The organism is Mesorhizobium sp. RSR565B (assembly GCF_054719465.1).
The window spans coordinates 3189033-3205760 of record NZ_JBTTIE010000001.1; the positions used below are offsets into that span (position 1 = coordinate 3189033).

Here is a 16728-nt window from a genome sequence, read left to right on the forward strand (position 1 = left end):
GCAGGGAAGAAACGATGGAAAAAGCCGAAATCGGCCTGATCGGCCTTGGCACAATGGGCTCCAACCTCGCGCTCAACATTGCCGAGCACGGGCACCGCATCGCCGTCTTCAACCGCACCAGGGCGCGCACCGATGCCTTCCTCGAAGGCGCCGGTTCGCTCAGGGACATGGTGGTGCCCTGCTACAGCCTGGAAGAACTGGCAGCCGCGATCAAGCCGCCGCGCCCGGTCATCATCATGGTGCTGGCCGGCAAGCCGGTCGACGAGCAGATCGAAGCGCTGCGCGGCGTGCTGTCGGCCAACGACATCGTCATCGATGCCGGCAACGCCAATTTCCGCGACACGATGCGGCGCTTTTCGGAACTGTCCGGTTCGGGCCTTACCTTCATCGGCATGGGCGTATCCGGTGGCGAGGAAGGTGCGCGCCATGGGCCGTCGATTATGGTCGGCGGCACCGAAGAATCCTGGAAGCGCGTCGAACGCGTGCTGACCGCGATCTCGGCCAAGTTCAAGGACGAACCGTGCGCTGCGTGGCTAGGGACCGACGGCGCCGGGCATTTCGTCAAAACCATCCACAACGGCATAGAATATGCCGACATGCAGATGATCGCCGAGATCTATGGCATCCTGCGCGACGGCCTCGGCATGGGGCCGAAGGAGATCGGCACCGTCTTTGAAACCTGGAACAAGGGCCGGCTCGATTCGTATCTGATCGAGATCACGGCCAAGGTGCTGGCCGCCGACGATGCAAAGACCGGCAAGCCGGTGGTCGACATCATCCTCGACCGTGCCGGCCAGAAGGGCACCGGCAAATGGTCTGTCATCGAGGCGCAGCAGCTCGGCATTCCGGCGACGGCCATCGAGGCGGCGGTGGCGGCCCGCGTGCTGTCCTCGATCAAGGATGAGCGGCAGGCGGCCGAAAAAGCCTATGGCAATATCGGCGTCACCAAGATCTCCGGCGACAAGGCGGCACTTCTGAAAGACCTGGAGCTGGCGCTGCTCGCCGGCAAGATCGCCGCCTATGCACAAGGTTTCGCGGTGATGAGCGCCGCCTCGAAGGAGTTCAATTGGAACCTGCCGATGCCGACCATCGCCAAGATCTGGCGTGCCGGCTGTATCATCCGCTCGCAGATGCTCGACACCATGGCGGAAGCCTTCGGCTCGGGCGGCGCGTCCACCAACCTTTTGATGGCGCCGGCTTTCACCACCATGATGCAGGAGGCGCATCCGTCGCTTAGGCGCACCGTTGCCAAGGCATCGGAAGCAGGCTCGCCGGTGCCTGCACTGGCGTCGGCACTTGCCTATTTCGACAGCTACCGCCAGGGCCGCGGCACCTCGAACCTGATCCAGGCGCAGCGCGACTTCTTCGGCGCGCATGGCTTCGAGCGCATCGGCGAGCAGGGCGCTTTCCATGGGCCATGGGGAAGTGGAGCGGCCGGATAGGGTCAGGTGAGGCGGACCTCTCAGGTCGTGCCAGTCAGCCCTGATACGCGACGACGTCGCCTGGCTTGACCACAGTCTGCAAAGAGCCAGGTGCCGCGCCGCCTATCCAGCCCAGCACGGCGCGGGCAAGCTCGGTGCCGGCGAGGCGGAAATCTTCGTTGACGATCAGCAACTCCCGGCGGAACAGATGCAGCAGTTCCGACGATTGCTTGGACACGACATCGACGTCGCGGCCGAGTTTCAGGCCGGCATCCTCGATGCCGGCGACGATGGCCAGCGTTGCTGCGGCGGCGCTGCTGACGAAACCGTCCGGCCTGACGTCGCGGCGCATCAACTGCGCGGTCCGCGTCCTGATCTGATCGATCGACTGGTCGATCGAAACAGCGTTGAACGGCACTTCGCTGGCGTCGACCTCGCTCAGTGCGTCGGCAAAGCCATTGACCGTGTGGTCGTAATAGGTGAGCCCGACCGGCGGCGCTACCAGCGCCAGCCGGCGCCGGCCGACGCCGGCCAGATGGCGCACCGCTTCGGCGGCGAAGGCGTAATTGTCGAAGTCGTGATAGGGGTGGACAAGCCCCATGTCGGTGCGGCCATGCGTGGCAAAGGGTATGCCGCGCTCCAGCATGTAGCGGGCGCGCGGATCGTTGGGCTGCGTGCGTGAGATGATGACGCCATCGGCCGAGCCGGACTCGACCAGATACTTTACCGGGTCCAGCGGATCCTGCGAGCGCGAGTAGGGCGTGACGATCAGGTGATAGGGTGTGTCGGCAATGACCTCCGAGACGCCGTAGATGATGTCCGAGACAAAGCTCATGATCTCGCGCTCGGTATTGAGCACGAGGCTGATAACATTGGTCTTGCCGGTCCGCAGGCGCACGCCGGCGCGGTTCGGCCGGTAGCCGATCTGCCTCGCGACGAGTTGAACCCGCCGCCTGGTCTCGGCGCCGATCTCGGGTGCATCCTTGAGCGCGCGCGAGACGGTGGTGACGCCGAGCCCGGTCATGAAGGCAAGCGTCTTCAGCGTCGGCCGCTCATGCGCCGACGCCTCGTCGTCCTTGTCCGTCTGGTCCCTGTCCATTCGTCCCGCCCCGTCAGGCGCATAGCAGCCGCCGGACCAGCCGACAATCGCTTCGATGACGATGTGGCACGGTTCTTCGCAGTCAGGCCTCAATATACTGAAACGTTACAGATTTCCAACATCGCAGCGCGTGGGCCTCTCAAGCCATGGTTTTGGCAGGGTTTTGGCGGCCAGAAACGTAGCGCGACAATCAGGTTCGAGACGGTTTTCTTGCGCTGCAGCATGATTTTGCAGCGCAGCACCCGGTTTTGCGCGCAGTTTGCCGGTTCGCACGCAACGAATTTGTTCGCGCCTCGAAAAAACATTCGAGCGCGTTTATCTCAGGGGTTGCACGCACCGCATAATTGCCGTATCGAAAATCTGTAACGTTTCAGATTCTGGGAGGAACCGAAATGCGCTATAGACTTTTGACCGCTGCCCTTGCCGCGACGGCCGCGCTTCAGCTTGCCGGCCCGGCGGCCGCCACCGACCTGGAAGTGACCCATTGGTGGACATCGGGCGGCGAGGCGGCGGCGGTTGCGGAATTCGCGAAGGCTTTTGACGCGACCGGCAATCACTGGGTCGACGGCGCCATTGCCGGATCCGGCGGCACGGCACGGCCGATCATGATCAGCCGCATCACCGGCGGCGATCCGATGGGCGCCACCCAGTTCAATCACGGCCGGCAGGCCGAAGAACTGGTGCAGGCCGGCCTGATGCGCGACCTCACCGATGTCGCCACCAAGGGCAAGTGGACGGAAATCGTGCGGCCGAAGAGCCTGCTCGACAGCTGCACCATCGACGGCAAGATCTATTGCGTGCCGGTCAATATCCACTCCTGGCAGTGGTTGTGGCTGTCGAACGAAGCCTTCGAGAAGGCCGGCGTGCCGCTGCCGAAGGACTGGAATGAATTCGTGGCGGCAGCGCCCGCCCTGGAAAAGGCGGGCATCATCCCGCTCGCTGTCGGCGGACAGGCCTGGCAATCTTCCGGCGCCTTCGACGTGCTGCTGGCGGCGGTCGGCGGCACCGACGCGTTCCTTAAGGTCTACAAGGACAAGGATGCCAAGTTCGCCGCCGGGCCCGAGATCGCCAAGGTCTTCAAGGCCGCCGACGATGCCCGCAAGATGGCGAAGAACACCAATGTGCAGGACTGGAACCAGGCAACCAATCTCGTCATCACCGGCAAGGCCGGTGGCCAGATCATGGGTGACTGGGCGCAAGGCGAGTTCCAGGTTGCCGGCAAGGTCGCCGGCAAGGACTATGCCTGCCTGCCGGGCCTCGGTCTGAACGAAGTGATCGCCACCGGCGGCGACGCCTTCTATTTCCCGCTGCTCAAGGATGCCGACAAGTCCAAGGCGCAGGAGGTGTTGGCAGAGACGCTGCTCGACCCTAAGACTCAGGTCGCCTTCAATCTCAAGAAGGGCTCGCTGCCGGTGCGCGGTGACGTCGATCTCAATGCGGCGAACGACTGCATGAAGAAGGGTCTGGCGATCCTCGCCAAGGGCGCCGTCATCCCGTGGACTGACCAACTGCTTTCGCAGGACACCCAGAAGCAGAAGGAAGATCTCTTCGCCGAATTCTTCGCCAAGCCGGACCTGACCATCGAAGACGCGCAGAAACGCTTCGCCGACCTCATCGCTTCGGCAGACTGACGTTGGAGGCAATACACCTCGCTCCCGGTCTTGCGAAAGCAGGGCCGGGATAGCACCGCCCTTACCCAGCCGGCTGACGAGATGAGCAAGAGCGAACGCCCCAACCCGCTGTTCCGCAACCTCAATGCGAAGGTCGCCTCGATCCCGATGATCCTCACCGCGTCGGTGGTTTTCGTCGGCGGCACCGTCTGGACGGTGTTCTATTCCTTCACCAATTCGAAGCTGCTGCCACGGCTGAATTTCGCCGGGCTCGATCAGTATTACCGGCTGTGGGTGACGCCGCGCTGGCTGATCTCGATCGAGAACCTTTTGATCTACGGCGCGATCTCGCTGGTGTTCTCACTGGTCATCGGCTTCCTGCTTGCAGCGCTTCTCGACCAGAAGATCCGTTTCGAGGACACGTTCCGCACCATCTTCCTCTATCCGTTCGCGCTTTCCTTCATCGTCACCGGCCTGGTCTGGCAGTGGCTGCTCAATCCGGATTTCGGCATCCAGCATGTGGTGCGGGACCTCGGCTGGACGAGCTTCAACTTCGACCCGCTATACAATTCCAGCATCGTCATCTACGGCATTTCGATTGCGGCGCTGTGGCAAGGCACCGGGCTCATCATGTGCTTGATGCTGGCCGGCCTGCGCGGCATCGACGAGGACATCTGGAAGGCGGCGCGGGTAGACGGGATCCCGATGTGGAAGACCTATCTGTTCATCGTCATCCCGATGATGCGGCCGGTTTTCATCACCACGCTGGTCATCATCGCGTCGGGCATCGTCAAGGTCTACGACCTCGTTGTCGCCCAGACCAGCGGCGGCCCCGGAATCGCCTCCGAAGTGCCGGCCAAATATGTTTACGACTACATGTTCTTCGCACAGAATCTTGGCCAGGGCTTTGCCGCCTCGACCATGATGCTGCTCTCGGTGGTGATCGTCGTCGTGCCGTGGGCCTACCTTGAATTCGGAGGCAGGAAGCGTGGCTGACCCGGCCGTCCCTTTGCCCGCCAGCGCGGGTGCCGCCGAGCGCGAAGCCTCGGGGCCGCGCGGGCCGAAGCCGCGGCATGTCTTCTCGCGCCGCAACATCTTCCTCTATGGCACGCTGATCGTGGTGGCAGTCTACTATCTGCTGCCGCTCTATGTGATGGTGGTCACCTCGCTTAAGGGCATGCCCGAGATACGGATGGGCAATATCTTCTCGCCGCCGCTCGAAATCACGTTCGAACCGTGGGTGAAGGCGTGGGCGACGGCCTGCACCGGCCTCAATTGCGACGGGCTTTCGCGCGGCTTCTGGAATTCGGTGCGCATCACTGTGCCGTCAGTGCTGCTGTCGATCGCGATCGCCTCGGTGAACGGCTATGCGCTGGCCAACTGGCGCTTCAAGGGCGCCGACACATTCTTCGTCATCCTGATCGTCGGCGCCTTCATCCCCTATCAGGTGATGATCTATCCGATCGTCATCATCCTGCGCGAGATCGGCCTCTACGGCAGCCTCAGCGGCCTGGTGATCGTCCATTCCATCTTCGGCATGCCGATCCTCACGCTTTTGTTCCGCAACTATTTTGCCTCGATGCCGGAAGAGCTGTTCAGGGCGGCACGGGTCGACGGCGCCGGCTTCTGGGGCATCTTCCTGCGGATCATGGCGCCGATGTCGCTGCCGATCTTCGTCGTCGCCATCATCCTGCAGGTGACCGGCATCTGGAACGACTTCCTGTTCGGCGTCGTCTACACCCGCCCCGACACCTATCCGATGACGGTGCAGCTCAACAACATCGTGAATTCGGTGCAAGGCGTGAAGGAGTACAACGTCAACATGGCCGCCACCATCCTGACCGGCCTTGTGCCACTCATCGTCTACTTCATTTCCGGCAAGCTTTTCGTGCGCGGCATCGCCGCCGGTGCGGTGAAAGGGTGATGGCGATGACGGCAGCCAACGGCACCAGCGTTTCGATCCAGGACCTGTCCCTGAATTTCGGCTCTGTATCGGTGCTGCAGACCCTCAATCTCGAGGTCGCAGAGGGCGAGTTCATCGTGCTGCTCGGTCCCTCGGGCTGCGGCAAGTCGACCTTGCTCAACTGCATCGCCGGGCTGCTCGATATTTCCGAAGGCCGCATCTTCATCAAGGGCAAGAACGTCACCTGGGAAGAGCCCAAGGATCGCGGCATCGGCATGGTGTTCCAGTCCTATGCGCTTTATCCGCAAATGACGGTGGAGAAGAACCTGTCGTTCGGCCTGCGCGTTGCCGGCGTGCCCAGGGACGAGATCGCCAAGCGCATCGCCCGCGCCGCCGAGATCCTGCAGATCGAGCCGCTTTTGCAGCGCAAGCCCGCGGCCTTGTCCGGCGGCCAACGCCAGCGCGTGGCGATCGGGCGGGCGCTGGTGCGCGACGTCGACGTCTTCCTTTTCGACGAGCCACTATCCAATCTCGACGCCAAGCTGCGCTCGGAACTGCGCGTCGAAATCAAGCTTCTGCATCGCAAGCTGCAGAACACCATGATCTACGTCACCCACGACCAGATCGAGGCGATGACGCTGGCCGACCGTATCGCGGTCATGCGCGGCGGCGTCATCCAGCAGCTTGACGCGCCGCAGACGATCTATAACCGGCCGGTCAACCGGTTTGTCGCCGGCTTCCTCGGCTCGCCGGCGATGAATTTCCTCGAAGGGGAGCTGGAGGCCAGTGCTGCTCCAGTGTTCAGGACCGACGGTGTTTCGGTGCCGCTCGATCGCTATACCTTTGACGGCACGGAGCGCCCGGCCGGCGCTTGCGTGCTGGGCATCCGGCCTGAACATATCGCTTTCGGTGACGCGGCGAAGTCGATGCCGTTTTCCGCCGGCGGTTCGGTCGAGATCGTTGAGCCGATGGGTTCCGACACGCTGGTGTGGACCAAGCTTGCCGGCCGCAACTTCTCCTTCCGCGTCGAAGCGGAACGGACGCTGCGCAGCGGCGATCCGATCCAGTTCGGTTTCGATCCGGCGCGCGCCTCGCTGTTCGACGCTGCGACCGGCAATCGCCTGTGACCCTCTAGAATCATCCGCAAACCATCCTCCCAAGAACGACCGAAACGATCCCCCGAAAACATCCCCAAGCCTTAACCACCCAAGAAACGGACAGAGACGATGAACTGGTCATTCCAACTCTACAGCGCCCGCAATTTCCAGCCGTGGGACGGCATCCTGAAAATGCTCGGCAAGCTCGGCTACAAGGAAGTCGAAGGTTTCGGCGGCGTCTATGACGACCCCACGGCGTTCCGCGCCGAACTCGACAAGAACGGGCTTTCGATGCCGACCGGACATTTCTCGATCGATGCGCTGGAGAATGATTTCGACGGGGTACGCAAAACAGCCGACGCACTCGGCATCACGCTCGTCATCTGTCCCTATCTGCTGGCCGAGCAGCGGCCGGCCGACGCTGCCGGCTGGCGCGGCTTTGGCGAGCGTCTGGCCAAGGTCGGCGAGACCGCAAAAAAAGCCGGCTACGGCTTTGCCTGGCACAACCATGATTTCGAGTTCAAGACACTCGCCGACGGCTCGGTGCCGCAGGATCACATCCTGTCGGCTGCGCCCGACATCGGCTGGGAGATGGACGTCGCCTGGGTAGTCCGCGGTGGCGTTGATCCGCTGCCGTGGATCGAAAAGCACGGCAAGCGCATCAGCGCCGTCCATGTCAAGGACATGGCCAAGTCAGGCGAAGGCCTTGACGAGGACGGCTGGGCGGATGTCGGCCACGGCACCATCGACTGGGCCGGCCTGATCAAGACACTTCGGGCGAAGAGCGCGGCCAAATATTACGTCATGGAACAGGACAACCCCAACGATATCGAGCGCTTCGCCAGCCGCTCGCTCGCATCCGTCAAGGCTTACTAGGAACAATCATCATGGCAAAGAAACTGGGTATCGGCGTCATCGGCTGCGGCAACATCTCGAAAGCGTATTTCTCGCTGGCGCCGCTGTTTCGCGGCATTGAGATGCGCGCCTGCGCCGACATCAACATGGACGCGGCCAAGGCACGGGCGAAGGAGTTCAAGCTGCGCGCCGAGACCGTCGAAGAACTGCTCAAGGATGACGAGATCGACATCGTCGTCAACCTCACCATCCCGGCGGTGCACTACGGGGTGTCGAAGCAGATCCTCGATGCCGGCAAGCACGTCTATTCGGAAAAGCCGTTCGTGCTGTCGGTCAAGGAAGGCCTCGACCTCAAGAGCCGGGCCGAGAAGAAAGGGCTGCGCATCGGTTCGGCTCCGGACACTTTCCTCGGCGGCGCGCACCAGCTGGTGCGCAACCTCATCGACACCGGCGCGCTCGGCAAGATCACCAGCGGCACCTGTCATGTGATGGGCCACGGCATGGAGCACTGGCACCCCAATCCCGATTTCTTCTTCCAGCCGGGCGCCGGGCCGGTGCTCGACATCGGGCCCTACTACATCACCAACCTGATCCAGCTGATCGGGCCGGTGAAGCAGGTGGCGGCCTTCGCGACGACGCCTGCCAAGGAACGCACGATCTCGTCGAAACCGCGCGCGGGCGAAAAAATCCCGGTGAACACGCCGACGACGATCCACGGCCTGCTGGAGTTCGAGAACGGCGCCGTGATCACGCTCAACACCAGCTGGGACGTCTGGGCGCATGGTCACGCGCCGATGGAACTCTATGGCGAGACGGGCACGGTGTTCGTGCCGGATCCGAATTTCTTCGGTGGCGACGTGCGCATAACCAAGGCGGCAAAACCGGTGAAGAAACTGCCGAAATGGCAGCATCCGTTCGGCGTGCCCAACGAAATGCACGGCCAGGGCATGATGGCCAACTACCGCACCGCAGGCCTTGCCGACATGGCGCTGGCGATCGCCGAGGGCCGGCCGCATCGTTGCTCGATGGAGCTCGCGCTGCATGCCGTCGATGTCATGACCGGCCTGTTGCGGTCGGGCGAGACCGGCAAGTTCGTCGCCATGCAGACCAGCTGCGAGCGGCCGGCTGCACTCGGCGTCAAGGACGCAAAAGGACTGTTGGCGAAGCAGAAATGAGGTAGAAGGGTGTCGGCGCGCTCGCGCCGACACCCATACAATCCAGGATCTGTACCCATGCGCTGGCAGCCGGCTGAACACCGCTATGAGAAAATGCTCTACAACAGATGTGGGCGATCCGGCCTGAAACTGCCGGCGATCTCGCTCGGCCTGTGGCACAATTTCGGCAACGACACGCCGCACAACACCAAGCAGGCGATCGCGCGCAAGGCCTTCGATCTCGGCATCACCCATTTCGATCTCGCCAACAATTACGGCCCGCCGCCCGGCTCGGCCGAGATCGCCTTCGGCGAGATATTGCGCACCGACTTCGCCGGCTATCGGGACGAGCTGATCATCTCGACCAAGGCGGGCTATGAGATGTGGGCAGGGCCTTATGGCGAATGGGGCAGCCGCAAATATGTGCTGGCGAGCCTCGACCAGAGCCTGAAGCGGATGGGGCTCGACTATGTCGACATCTTCTATTCGCACCGCTTCGATCCGGATACGCCGCTTGAGGAAACGATGGGCGCTCTCGACCATGCGGTGCGTTCCGGCAAGGCGCTCTATGCCGGCATCTCGTCCTACAATTCGCAGCGCACGCGCGAGGCCGCCGACATATTGAAGCAGCTCGGTACGCCCTGCATCATCCATCAGCCGAGCTATTCGATGCTCAACCGCTGGGTCGAAGAGGACGGACTGCTCGATACGCTGGAAGGGCTCGGTGTCGGATCGATCGTGTTCTCGCCGCTGGCGCAAGGCATGCTGACCGACAAATATCTCGGCGGCATCCCCGAGGGTAGCCGCGCCAGCCAAGGCAAGTCGCTGCGGCCCGCCTTCATCAACGAAAAGACCATCGCTAACATCCAGGCGCTGAACGCGATCGCCGGCAAGCGTGGCCAGACGCTGGCGCAGATGGCGCTAGCCTGGGTGCTGCGCAAGGGCCGGGTCACCTCGGCGCTGATCGGCGCCAGCCGGCCCGAACAGGTCGAGGACTGCGTCGGCGCGCTCAAGGTGCTCGAGTTCAGCGATGCCGAGCTCGCCGAAATCGACACTTACGCACGCGAGTCCGACATCAATCTGTGGGCGGCGTCGGCCGAGCGCAAAGGCCCGCCGCGGAAGTAAGCGGAACAGCCGGCACCGGACATGAATCAAAACGGCGGGAAAGATCCCGCCGTTTTGCGTTTATCAAGCTTCGGGCCAGTTCAGGGCTTCTTGGCCGTGCCGAGACCGGCCTTGGGCGCCGCCGCGGCTGCCGGAGCCGGGGTCTTCATCTTGGCTTCGATCCAACCCGTATAGTTAGCCAGCCGCGTGTAGATGCCGTAGGCGTTCTTGTGGCCGCAAGCAGCGGTGCCGTCGGACGGACCTTCGCCCCAGGAGACGACGCCGACCTGGACCGGACCGTTGGCGCCGGTCATGAACAGCGGCCCGCCGCTGTCGCCGTTGCAAGCATCGCGTTCGCCGCTGTCGGTGCCGGCGCAGATCATGTTCTTGGTCAGCGGATCCGACATATCGGCGGCAATTGCATTGGCAGCGGCGTCGATGCCCTTTTCGGAATATCGCATCCGGTGCGAGAGATCGCCAAGCGCGGCCTTCAGGTCATGCGCATAGATCGACTTGATGCCGCTGTTGCAGGCTGCGCTCGGCTCGAGATCGAGATCGGCCACCATCAGCGCGGTCGGGAAGGTGCCGTCCTGCATCTTGCCCCAGCCGATGACCGTGGTCTTGCCGCTGTCTGGCGTCGGCTCATTGGTGATCTTGATGACCGGCGCATCGGCGGGCTCCGCCAGCCGGAGCAGGCCGAGATCATTGTCCAGCGTCTGTTCGCTGTAGCCCTCGCTGACGATAACCTCGATCACCTTGTAGCGCTTGCCTTCGGTAAGATCGGTGGCGCCGGTCAGCACGGTCACCGTATCGGGCGAAATCGGCCGGCCCTTGTCGTTGAGGCAGTGCGCCGCCGTCAGCACCCATTGCGGCGCGATCAGGCTGCCGCCGCAGAATTGCGCGTTTGGCTGCGAGGCCGGGCTGGGATCCAGCCGGGCGCTGGTCAGCAGCGCCACCTGGAACGGATAGGCCCCCTTATCGGCTTCCTTGCCGCCATAGACGCGGTCGGCGCCGTCGGGGTTCTCGGCCTTGGCCTTGTCCCGGGCTTCGGCAACGCGCTGCATCGGCGAGACCGCCGCTTCCGGCCTGACGGCGTCGTCGGCTGCATAGAGCGCGTTGACAGCGGGGAAAGCGGCCGCGATGCCCAGCAGCGATGCAGCGGCAAGCGGCCTGAACCGATGGATAATGTTCACCTTGAAACCCTCCTGAGATGAAAATTGCCGAGCCATGCCGCCATGACGCATAACCAACAGAAGCGGTAGCGGTACCTCGATCGCCTTCTGCCAGAACGAACGACATCCGCGCGGTTATAAAACCGAAATACCACTTTTGCTAATCGTGCCCCATCGGGCAGAGCCGACCCAAACCCTATAGCCCCCCACGGGCTACGTGGAAGCGATTTGTCATTGCCAATGTTGGATTATTTTAGGCAGTATATCGACGCGGGTGCGTTTGGCGGAGGGCTTTAACGAGGCCGCCCGGACCGATGATCCGATACGGGCGGGTAACCAAACTAATTTTTTAACTCCACCACGATCTCGACAATATTTCTGTATTTTGCTCCACTCCTTGCTGACTTTTGGGAGAGTCTCACCATGACGAAACTGACAAGCACTATCATTGCGTCCGCACTGCTATCCACGGCACTGTGGACGATGCCTGCCTTCGCCGCCGATCCCGGCTCAGCGAATGCCGGCAATGGCGAAAGCATGCGCGATCTCGGAACGGGCGACTACCAGCCCGGCCGGGCAAAGCCGATCGCTCCGCCGAAACTGACCGAAGATGAAGCCAGCCGGGCAGCGCCGCTGACCGACGAGGGCACGGCGGTCAAATCCTATGGCATCGTCGGACGTTCCGCCGATGGCAAGGACATCAAGATCGATGCCGGCGAGACGCTGAAGGACCTTGTCATCAAGGAACTGAATGCGCCCGCTAACGCACCAGCGGCCAACAAGACCGGGCTGACGGGCGGCGACGAAGCCGGCCGCCAGGTGTTCGGGGCCGACGACCGCGAGCAGATCAAGAACACCAAGACCTACCCGTTCACCGCGATCGGCTATATCGAAGGCAAAGCCAAGAGCGGTTACGGCAGCTGCTCGGGAACCCTGATCGGTCCGCGCACGGTGCTCACCGCCGCGCATTGCCTCTACAGCAATGAAGACAAGGCCTGGCTCGACGACGTCATCTTCGTGCCGTCGCTCAACGGCAACACCGCCGACGATGCACCGTTTGGCGCTTTCAGCTACGAGAGCGTCTATATCCTGCAGGGCTTCATCGACAATTATCAGGGTTACTACGGCTCGGTCATTCCGTGGGACCTCGGCATCATCACGCTGAAGCAGGATGTCGGCACCAATCTCGGCTGGCTGGGTTATGCCAACTATGAGAACCTCGGCGATTTCACCGCAAACATCGTTGGCTACCCCGGCGACAAGCCGATGGGAACGATGTGGAAGGCGACCTGCGAAGTGAAAGCCGAAAACGTCGGCGCGGAGTATTTCCAGTACGACTGCGACACCTATCCGGGGTCGAGCGGCAGCTCGGTCTACGCCTATGACAATGGCGCCAAGCAGCGCGTCGTCACCGGCGTGAACGTGGCCGAAAGCCCCAACGCCAACACTGCGGTGCGCCTGAACGCTGCCAACGTGGCGTGGATCAACAGCCTGTACAAATAAGGCCCGATCTTTCGCCGGCAAACAGCGGCGATAACCAGCACTACCAAACCGGCGGCGGGACGTTCCTGCCGCCGGTTTTTTGTATCGAAACACCTCTCTTGCACTGTGTTACAGCGGTGCTTACGCTAGGCGATCCAAGGGGTTGGGTAAGATGGCGCGGGCAAGAATGATCTTCGGAGTCAAAGCGATGGCGGCTGCATCCATGCTGGCCGCACTGACATGCTTTTCCGCTATGGCCGATCAAGGCGGTGCCACACCCGATGGCGCCTGGGCCGAGCGGGTGCAAATCCTCTATCAAAGCGAAACACGTTCGGTGCTGCGCAAGAATGTACGGGTCTGGGATTCCCACCCGGAATTGGGTCTTGATTTCACCTGGGAGCCGGCAGCCGGCGTGTCGCCGGACCGCACCGTCGCAGCCGACGGCACCGTCAACGGCAAGGGCAGGCTGGTCTGGCGCGTACGCGGCTCGGCGAGCTATGACCCCAAGACGATCTATTCCAGCTATTTCGGCGAGATCAGGAATGGCCGCCCCGAAGGACAAGGCCGGCTGGAGCTGCGTTCAGGCGAGATTCTCGACGGCCATTGGGTCGCCGGCCAGCTCGACGGCCATGCGATCCATGTCGATGCCGACGGCAATCGCTATGAAGGGCAATTCAGGGCCGGTGTGCCGAATGGCGAGGGCAGGCTGGAGACGAAGACAGGCGAGATATTCGTCGGCTCTTTTGCCGATGGGCTGAAGGACGGCAAGGGCCGCACCCGGCTGCCCGGCGGCACCGTCTACTGGTCGCAATGGGCGATGGGCAAGGAGATCGGCGGTGCGCGCCCCGACGTGCTGGCCGATGCCAGAGTGGGCGGGTTGCTCAAGGCGCAGACCGGCGGCGGTTCCGCCGACAAGGTCGAGATCGGCATTGCCGTCGACCAGCGCATGACGCAGCAGGCCGACATGCAGTACCAGCATCTGGTGCGCGACGAAGACATCGCGATCTATCCGGTGTCGGACCAGTACAACGATGCCTGGAACGGCACCGGAGAGATTCGTACCGGCAATGTCTATGAAGGCATGGACTGGGAGACGGCGCCGGCCTTCGCCGAAGTCGACCTCAAGACCACCGACCAGTCGAGGGTCAAGATCGACAGCCTGGAAATGAAGGTGGCCGCGAGCGAGGCCTACCGCAAGCCGATGCTGTCGATCAGCGAGCACTATGGCTGCGTCGGCTTCCGCCCCGACTTCTCGATCGTCAACAATGGCTGGGGCGACGTGAAAGACATGAAGATGTCGATCCAGTTCACCAGGACCGACGAGGAGGACAACGCGACCGGCGAGCCGAGCCGCATGTTCACGAAGGACATCGGCACTTTCGGCGATGGCGTCGACGTCTCGATCAAGGACGTGCTGACTGAAGCCGGCGTCGACACAACCACGCTCGAGACCGAGCGCTTCACCTGCCCGTCAAGGGACAGCCTGGATGTCTGCCGCGCCCAGGTGGCCAACAAGGTCAAGTTCGGCGACGTTGCCGATTACATCAGCGGCAGCGTCGAGAAAATGAGCGTGACCGGGATTGGCAAGCTCGATTATTCCTGGGCGGACGATCAGGGCGCTGTCTACCAGCAGAGCGAGCCGTTTCGCGTCATCGTCTCGCTGGTCAGCATCGAGGTCCCAGAATCGCTCGCCGAATGCGGCGATGGCGGCGGCGCGTCGCCCGAAGCGCTGCGCTACCAGAACATCGAATTTCCGATCGGCAAGACCGATTACAGCATCCCCATGCCGGTGCGCGGCAACAAGAATCTCAGCGCCTACACGGCACGGCTGAAAATGTGGTCGTCAATGTCGTCGATCCATCGCTTCAGCATCGCCGCCCATTTCGCCGATGGCAGCACACGCGAGAGCAAGCCGGCCACGTTCTTCTATTTCAGGCCGAAGCAGTCGCTGTTCGAAACCAGCACCAAGCCGGCGGTCTGCTATCTGCCGGAAGATCTGCAAGGCTGTTGAGGTCCTGTCACGTCCTTTCGGGAATCGCGTCATTTCGAGCCCATCTCGAAAAAATTGGGCAGCGGGATCAGCCGGGCAAAGATCGTGCCCTGGCTGAACACCCTGAGTTCCAGCATCGACCCGGACGATCGTTCGGCTTTCTGGTCGAACAGGAAATTGCCGAGCGAATAGATCTCCGCAACATCGCCGCCGCCGAGCGGCAGGATCGCCTCGCTCGATACATGTGGATGACCGCCGACGATTGCCGTGACACCGCGCAGCCGCATCTGGTCGGCAAGCATCTCCTCGCGCGGCGACGGCTCCGTCTTGTACTCGCGGCCCCAATGGACGAAGGCAATCACCGGCCGCTCGGCATTGTCGTGCAGCAGCCGGTCGAGCAAAGCAGGCGTCAGAAGGTCGGTGTTCCTGGAGCCGTTGGTATCGATGTCGGTCAGCCCGACCAGGTCGAGATCGGCAAGCGCCAGCGTCTCGCCCTGCCCGAAATGGGCGATGCCGGCCCCATCGAGTGCGGCCAGCGTCTCGGCATAGCCTGACGGGCCGAGGTCGTAGGCGTGATTGTTGGCGAGGCTGACAGCGGCGACATGCAATTTCTTGAGCATGTCGATGGCGAGGTCTGCGGGCATGGCCAGCGTCATGTCGTCGATCGCTTCAGGGACGTTGGGCAGGATCACGCCTTCGAGATTGACGATCAGCGGCCGCGAGCGGGTCAGGGCCAGCACGCTTTCGACGATCTTCTCGGCAACACCGTCGCGGACCAGGATCTTCTTCATGGCGCGGCCGAAATTCACGTCGCCCGCGAAATAGTAGAGCTTGTCGTCGGGACGGGCAGGATTGTTGAAGCCGGGGCCGAAGGCGCCGAACAGCGCCACGACATAGCTGGTGGTGCGCTCGACATAGTCGCTTGAATGCGCCTGCGAGTTCTCGTTGGCGACGACCAGCGGCGCAGCACCGAACAGTTCGCGCTGCAGCCTGGTCTGGATATAGAGCGCACCGACCGAATCGGCGTGATCCGGCTGGCGCAGCGCCGCGATGCCGTCGAGCGAACCGGCGGCGAGCATGTTCAGCGTCTGCTGGTCGAAACGCCTGGCTTCGTGCTGCGGCAGATAGTGGGAGAAATCGGTGGATTCGACGATCAGCGTGTCCTTGTCGACGATCGCTTTCAGCGCCTGCGCCAGCCGGTCCCAGTCGGCTCGCTTGGCTTTGACCGACATCGCGACCGGCACGATTTCAGCTTCGGGGAAATAGTGATGCAGGAAAGGCAGCATCGCCTGCACGCCATGCTCCCTGGCGAACAGGCAGGAGTCTTCGACCATGTCGCTGTTCGCTTCCAGAAGGTGCACGGCTTCCGTGTCGGCCTGGACTGGACCGAGCACTGTTTCAAAACCGCGCGGCGTCGTGGCGAACAGTTTCTGCGTCTCGTGGAAATGGTCCGGCGACAGGATGACGATGCGCTTGTAGCGGAAGCCGGACGCGGCGTGGAAACCGAGTGCGACGAGATCTGCGACGAGCAGGTGGTGGGGGACTGTGATGCCGGTGAGGCGTTGGTTGGACGGCTCGATTCTGGCGACGGCGGCGATGGCGTCGGTGAAGAGTGTGGGGTCGGAGTAGAAGGACGGGAAGTTTGTGTCGCCGGGCGGGCAGGTGATGGGGGCGGCAGACGCTTGAAGCACTGAGAGGATAAGCAAGGCGGTGGCAAAGACCAGAATGCTGGTCCGTGCCCAGGCACCCCCCGCTGTCCTGCCGGACATCTCTCCCGCAAGGGGGGAGATTGGATGTCGCCTCGACTTTCGCCAATCATCAACCTTGAAAATAGATCTCCA

Annotated in this window: 13 protein-coding genes; 10 read left to right on the forward strand and 3 right to left on the reverse strand. The window is 62.6% G+C overall.

The annotated features are described in order from the left end of the window. The first annotated feature begins 14 nt into the window (after positions 1-14). On the forward strand, positions 15-1442 hold the full coding sequence (gene gndA, locus ACYG9R_RS15530) for an NADP-dependent phosphogluconate dehydrogenase (protein WP_023824642.1): 1428 nt from the start codon (positions 15-17) through the stop codon (positions 1440-1442). A 34-nt stretch (positions 1443-1476) separates the two neighbouring features. Here the strand turns inward: gndA and ACYG9R_RS15535 are convergent, their stop codons facing one another. Beyond that, a complete protein-coding gene (locus ACYG9R_RS15535) occupies positions 1477-2520 on the reverse strand; it encodes a LacI family transcriptional regulator (RefSeq protein WP_023824641.1) in 1044 nt (347 codons plus the stop codon). Between the two features lie 392 nt (positions 2521-2912). On the opposite strand from ACYG9R_RS15535, the gene ACYG9R_RS15540 reads away from it, so the two are divergent. The 7 genes from ACYG9R_RS15540 to mgrA all read left to right on the forward strand — a co-directional run bounded on the left by ACYG9R_RS15540 (position 2913) and on the right by mgrA (position 10264). Beyond that, positions 2913-4151 (forward strand): ABC transporter substrate-binding protein, encoded by a 1239-nt coding sequence (locus tag ACYG9R_RS15540; RefSeq protein WP_023683028.1) that lies wholly within the window; start codon positions 2913-2915, stop codon positions 4149-4151. Between the two features lie 81 nt (positions 4152-4232). Further along, entirely contained in the window at positions 4233-5126 is an 894-nt protein-coding gene (locus ACYG9R_RS15545; RefSeq protein ID WP_023704232.1) for a carbohydrate ABC transporter permease, read from the forward strand. After that, the gene (locus ACYG9R_RS15550; protein ID WP_023669802.1) at positions 5119-6054 is read left to right on the forward strand and encodes a carbohydrate ABC transporter permease; all 936 of its coding nucleotides are present in this window, start codon (positions 5119-5121) and stop codon (positions 6052-6054) included. Before ACYG9R_RS15545 ends, ACYG9R_RS15550 begins: the two co-directional genes overlap by 8 nt. Positions 6055-6059: 5 nt before the next feature. Continuing rightward, positions 6060-7160, forward strand: a complete 1101-nt coding sequence (locus ACYG9R_RS15555) for an ABC transporter ATP-binding protein (RefSeq protein WP_023824640.1) — start codon at positions 6060-6062, stop codon at positions 7158-7160. A gap of 99 nt (positions 7161-7259) precedes the next feature. Continuing rightward, positions 7260-8006 carry a sugar phosphate isomerase/epimerase family protein gene (locus ACYG9R_RS15560; RefSeq protein WP_023669800.1) on the forward strand — a complete coding sequence of 249 codons (747 nt, stop codon included), beginning with the start codon at positions 7260-7262 and terminating at the stop codon, positions 8004-8006. Between the two features lie 11 nt (positions 8007-8017). Continuing rightward, on the forward strand, positions 8018-9160 hold the full coding sequence (locus ACYG9R_RS15565; protein ID WP_023669799.1) for a Gfo/Idh/MocA family protein: 1143 nt from the start codon (positions 8018-8020) through the stop codon (positions 9158-9160). Between the two features lie 57 nt (positions 9161-9217). Then, positions 9218-10264 carry an L-glyceraldehyde 3-phosphate reductase gene (gene mgrA, locus ACYG9R_RS15570; protein ID WP_023669798.1) on the forward strand — a complete coding sequence of 349 codons (1047 nt, stop codon included), beginning with the start codon at positions 9218-9220 and terminating at the stop codon, positions 10262-10264. 80 nt (positions 10265-10344) lie between these two features. Here mgrA and ACYG9R_RS15575 read toward each other — a convergent pair whose 3' ends face one another. Then, positions 10345-11436 carry a S1 family serine peptidase gene (locus ACYG9R_RS15575; RefSeq protein ID WP_460221836.1) on the reverse strand — a complete coding sequence of 364 codons (1092 nt, stop codon included), beginning with the start codon at positions 11434-11436 and terminating at the stop codon, positions 10345-10347. Positions 11437-11838: 402 nt separating this feature from the next. Between ACYG9R_RS15575 and ACYG9R_RS15580 the strand changes: the two genes are divergently transcribed. Then, the gene (locus tag ACYG9R_RS15580) at positions 11839-12918 is read left to right on the forward strand and encodes a trypsin-like serine peptidase (RefSeq protein WP_023686603.1); all 1080 of its coding nucleotides are present in this window, start codon (positions 11839-11841) and stop codon (positions 12916-12918) included. Between the two features lie 187 nt (positions 12919-13105). Beyond that, positions 13106-14908 (forward strand): MORN repeat-containing protein, encoded by a 1803-nt coding sequence (locus ACYG9R_RS15585; protein ID WP_245260101.1) that lies wholly within the window; start codon positions 13106-13108, stop codon positions 14906-14908. 29 nt (positions 14909-14937) lie between these two features. Here the strand turns inward: ACYG9R_RS15585 and amrB are convergent, their stop codons facing one another. After that, positions 14938-16656 carry an AmmeMemoRadiSam system protein B gene (gene amrB / locus ACYG9R_RS15590; protein ID WP_023824638.1) on the reverse strand — a complete coding sequence of 573 codons (1719 nt, stop codon included), beginning with the start codon at positions 16654-16656 and terminating at the stop codon, positions 14938-14940. Between the last annotated feature and the right edge of the window lie 72 nt (positions 16657-16728).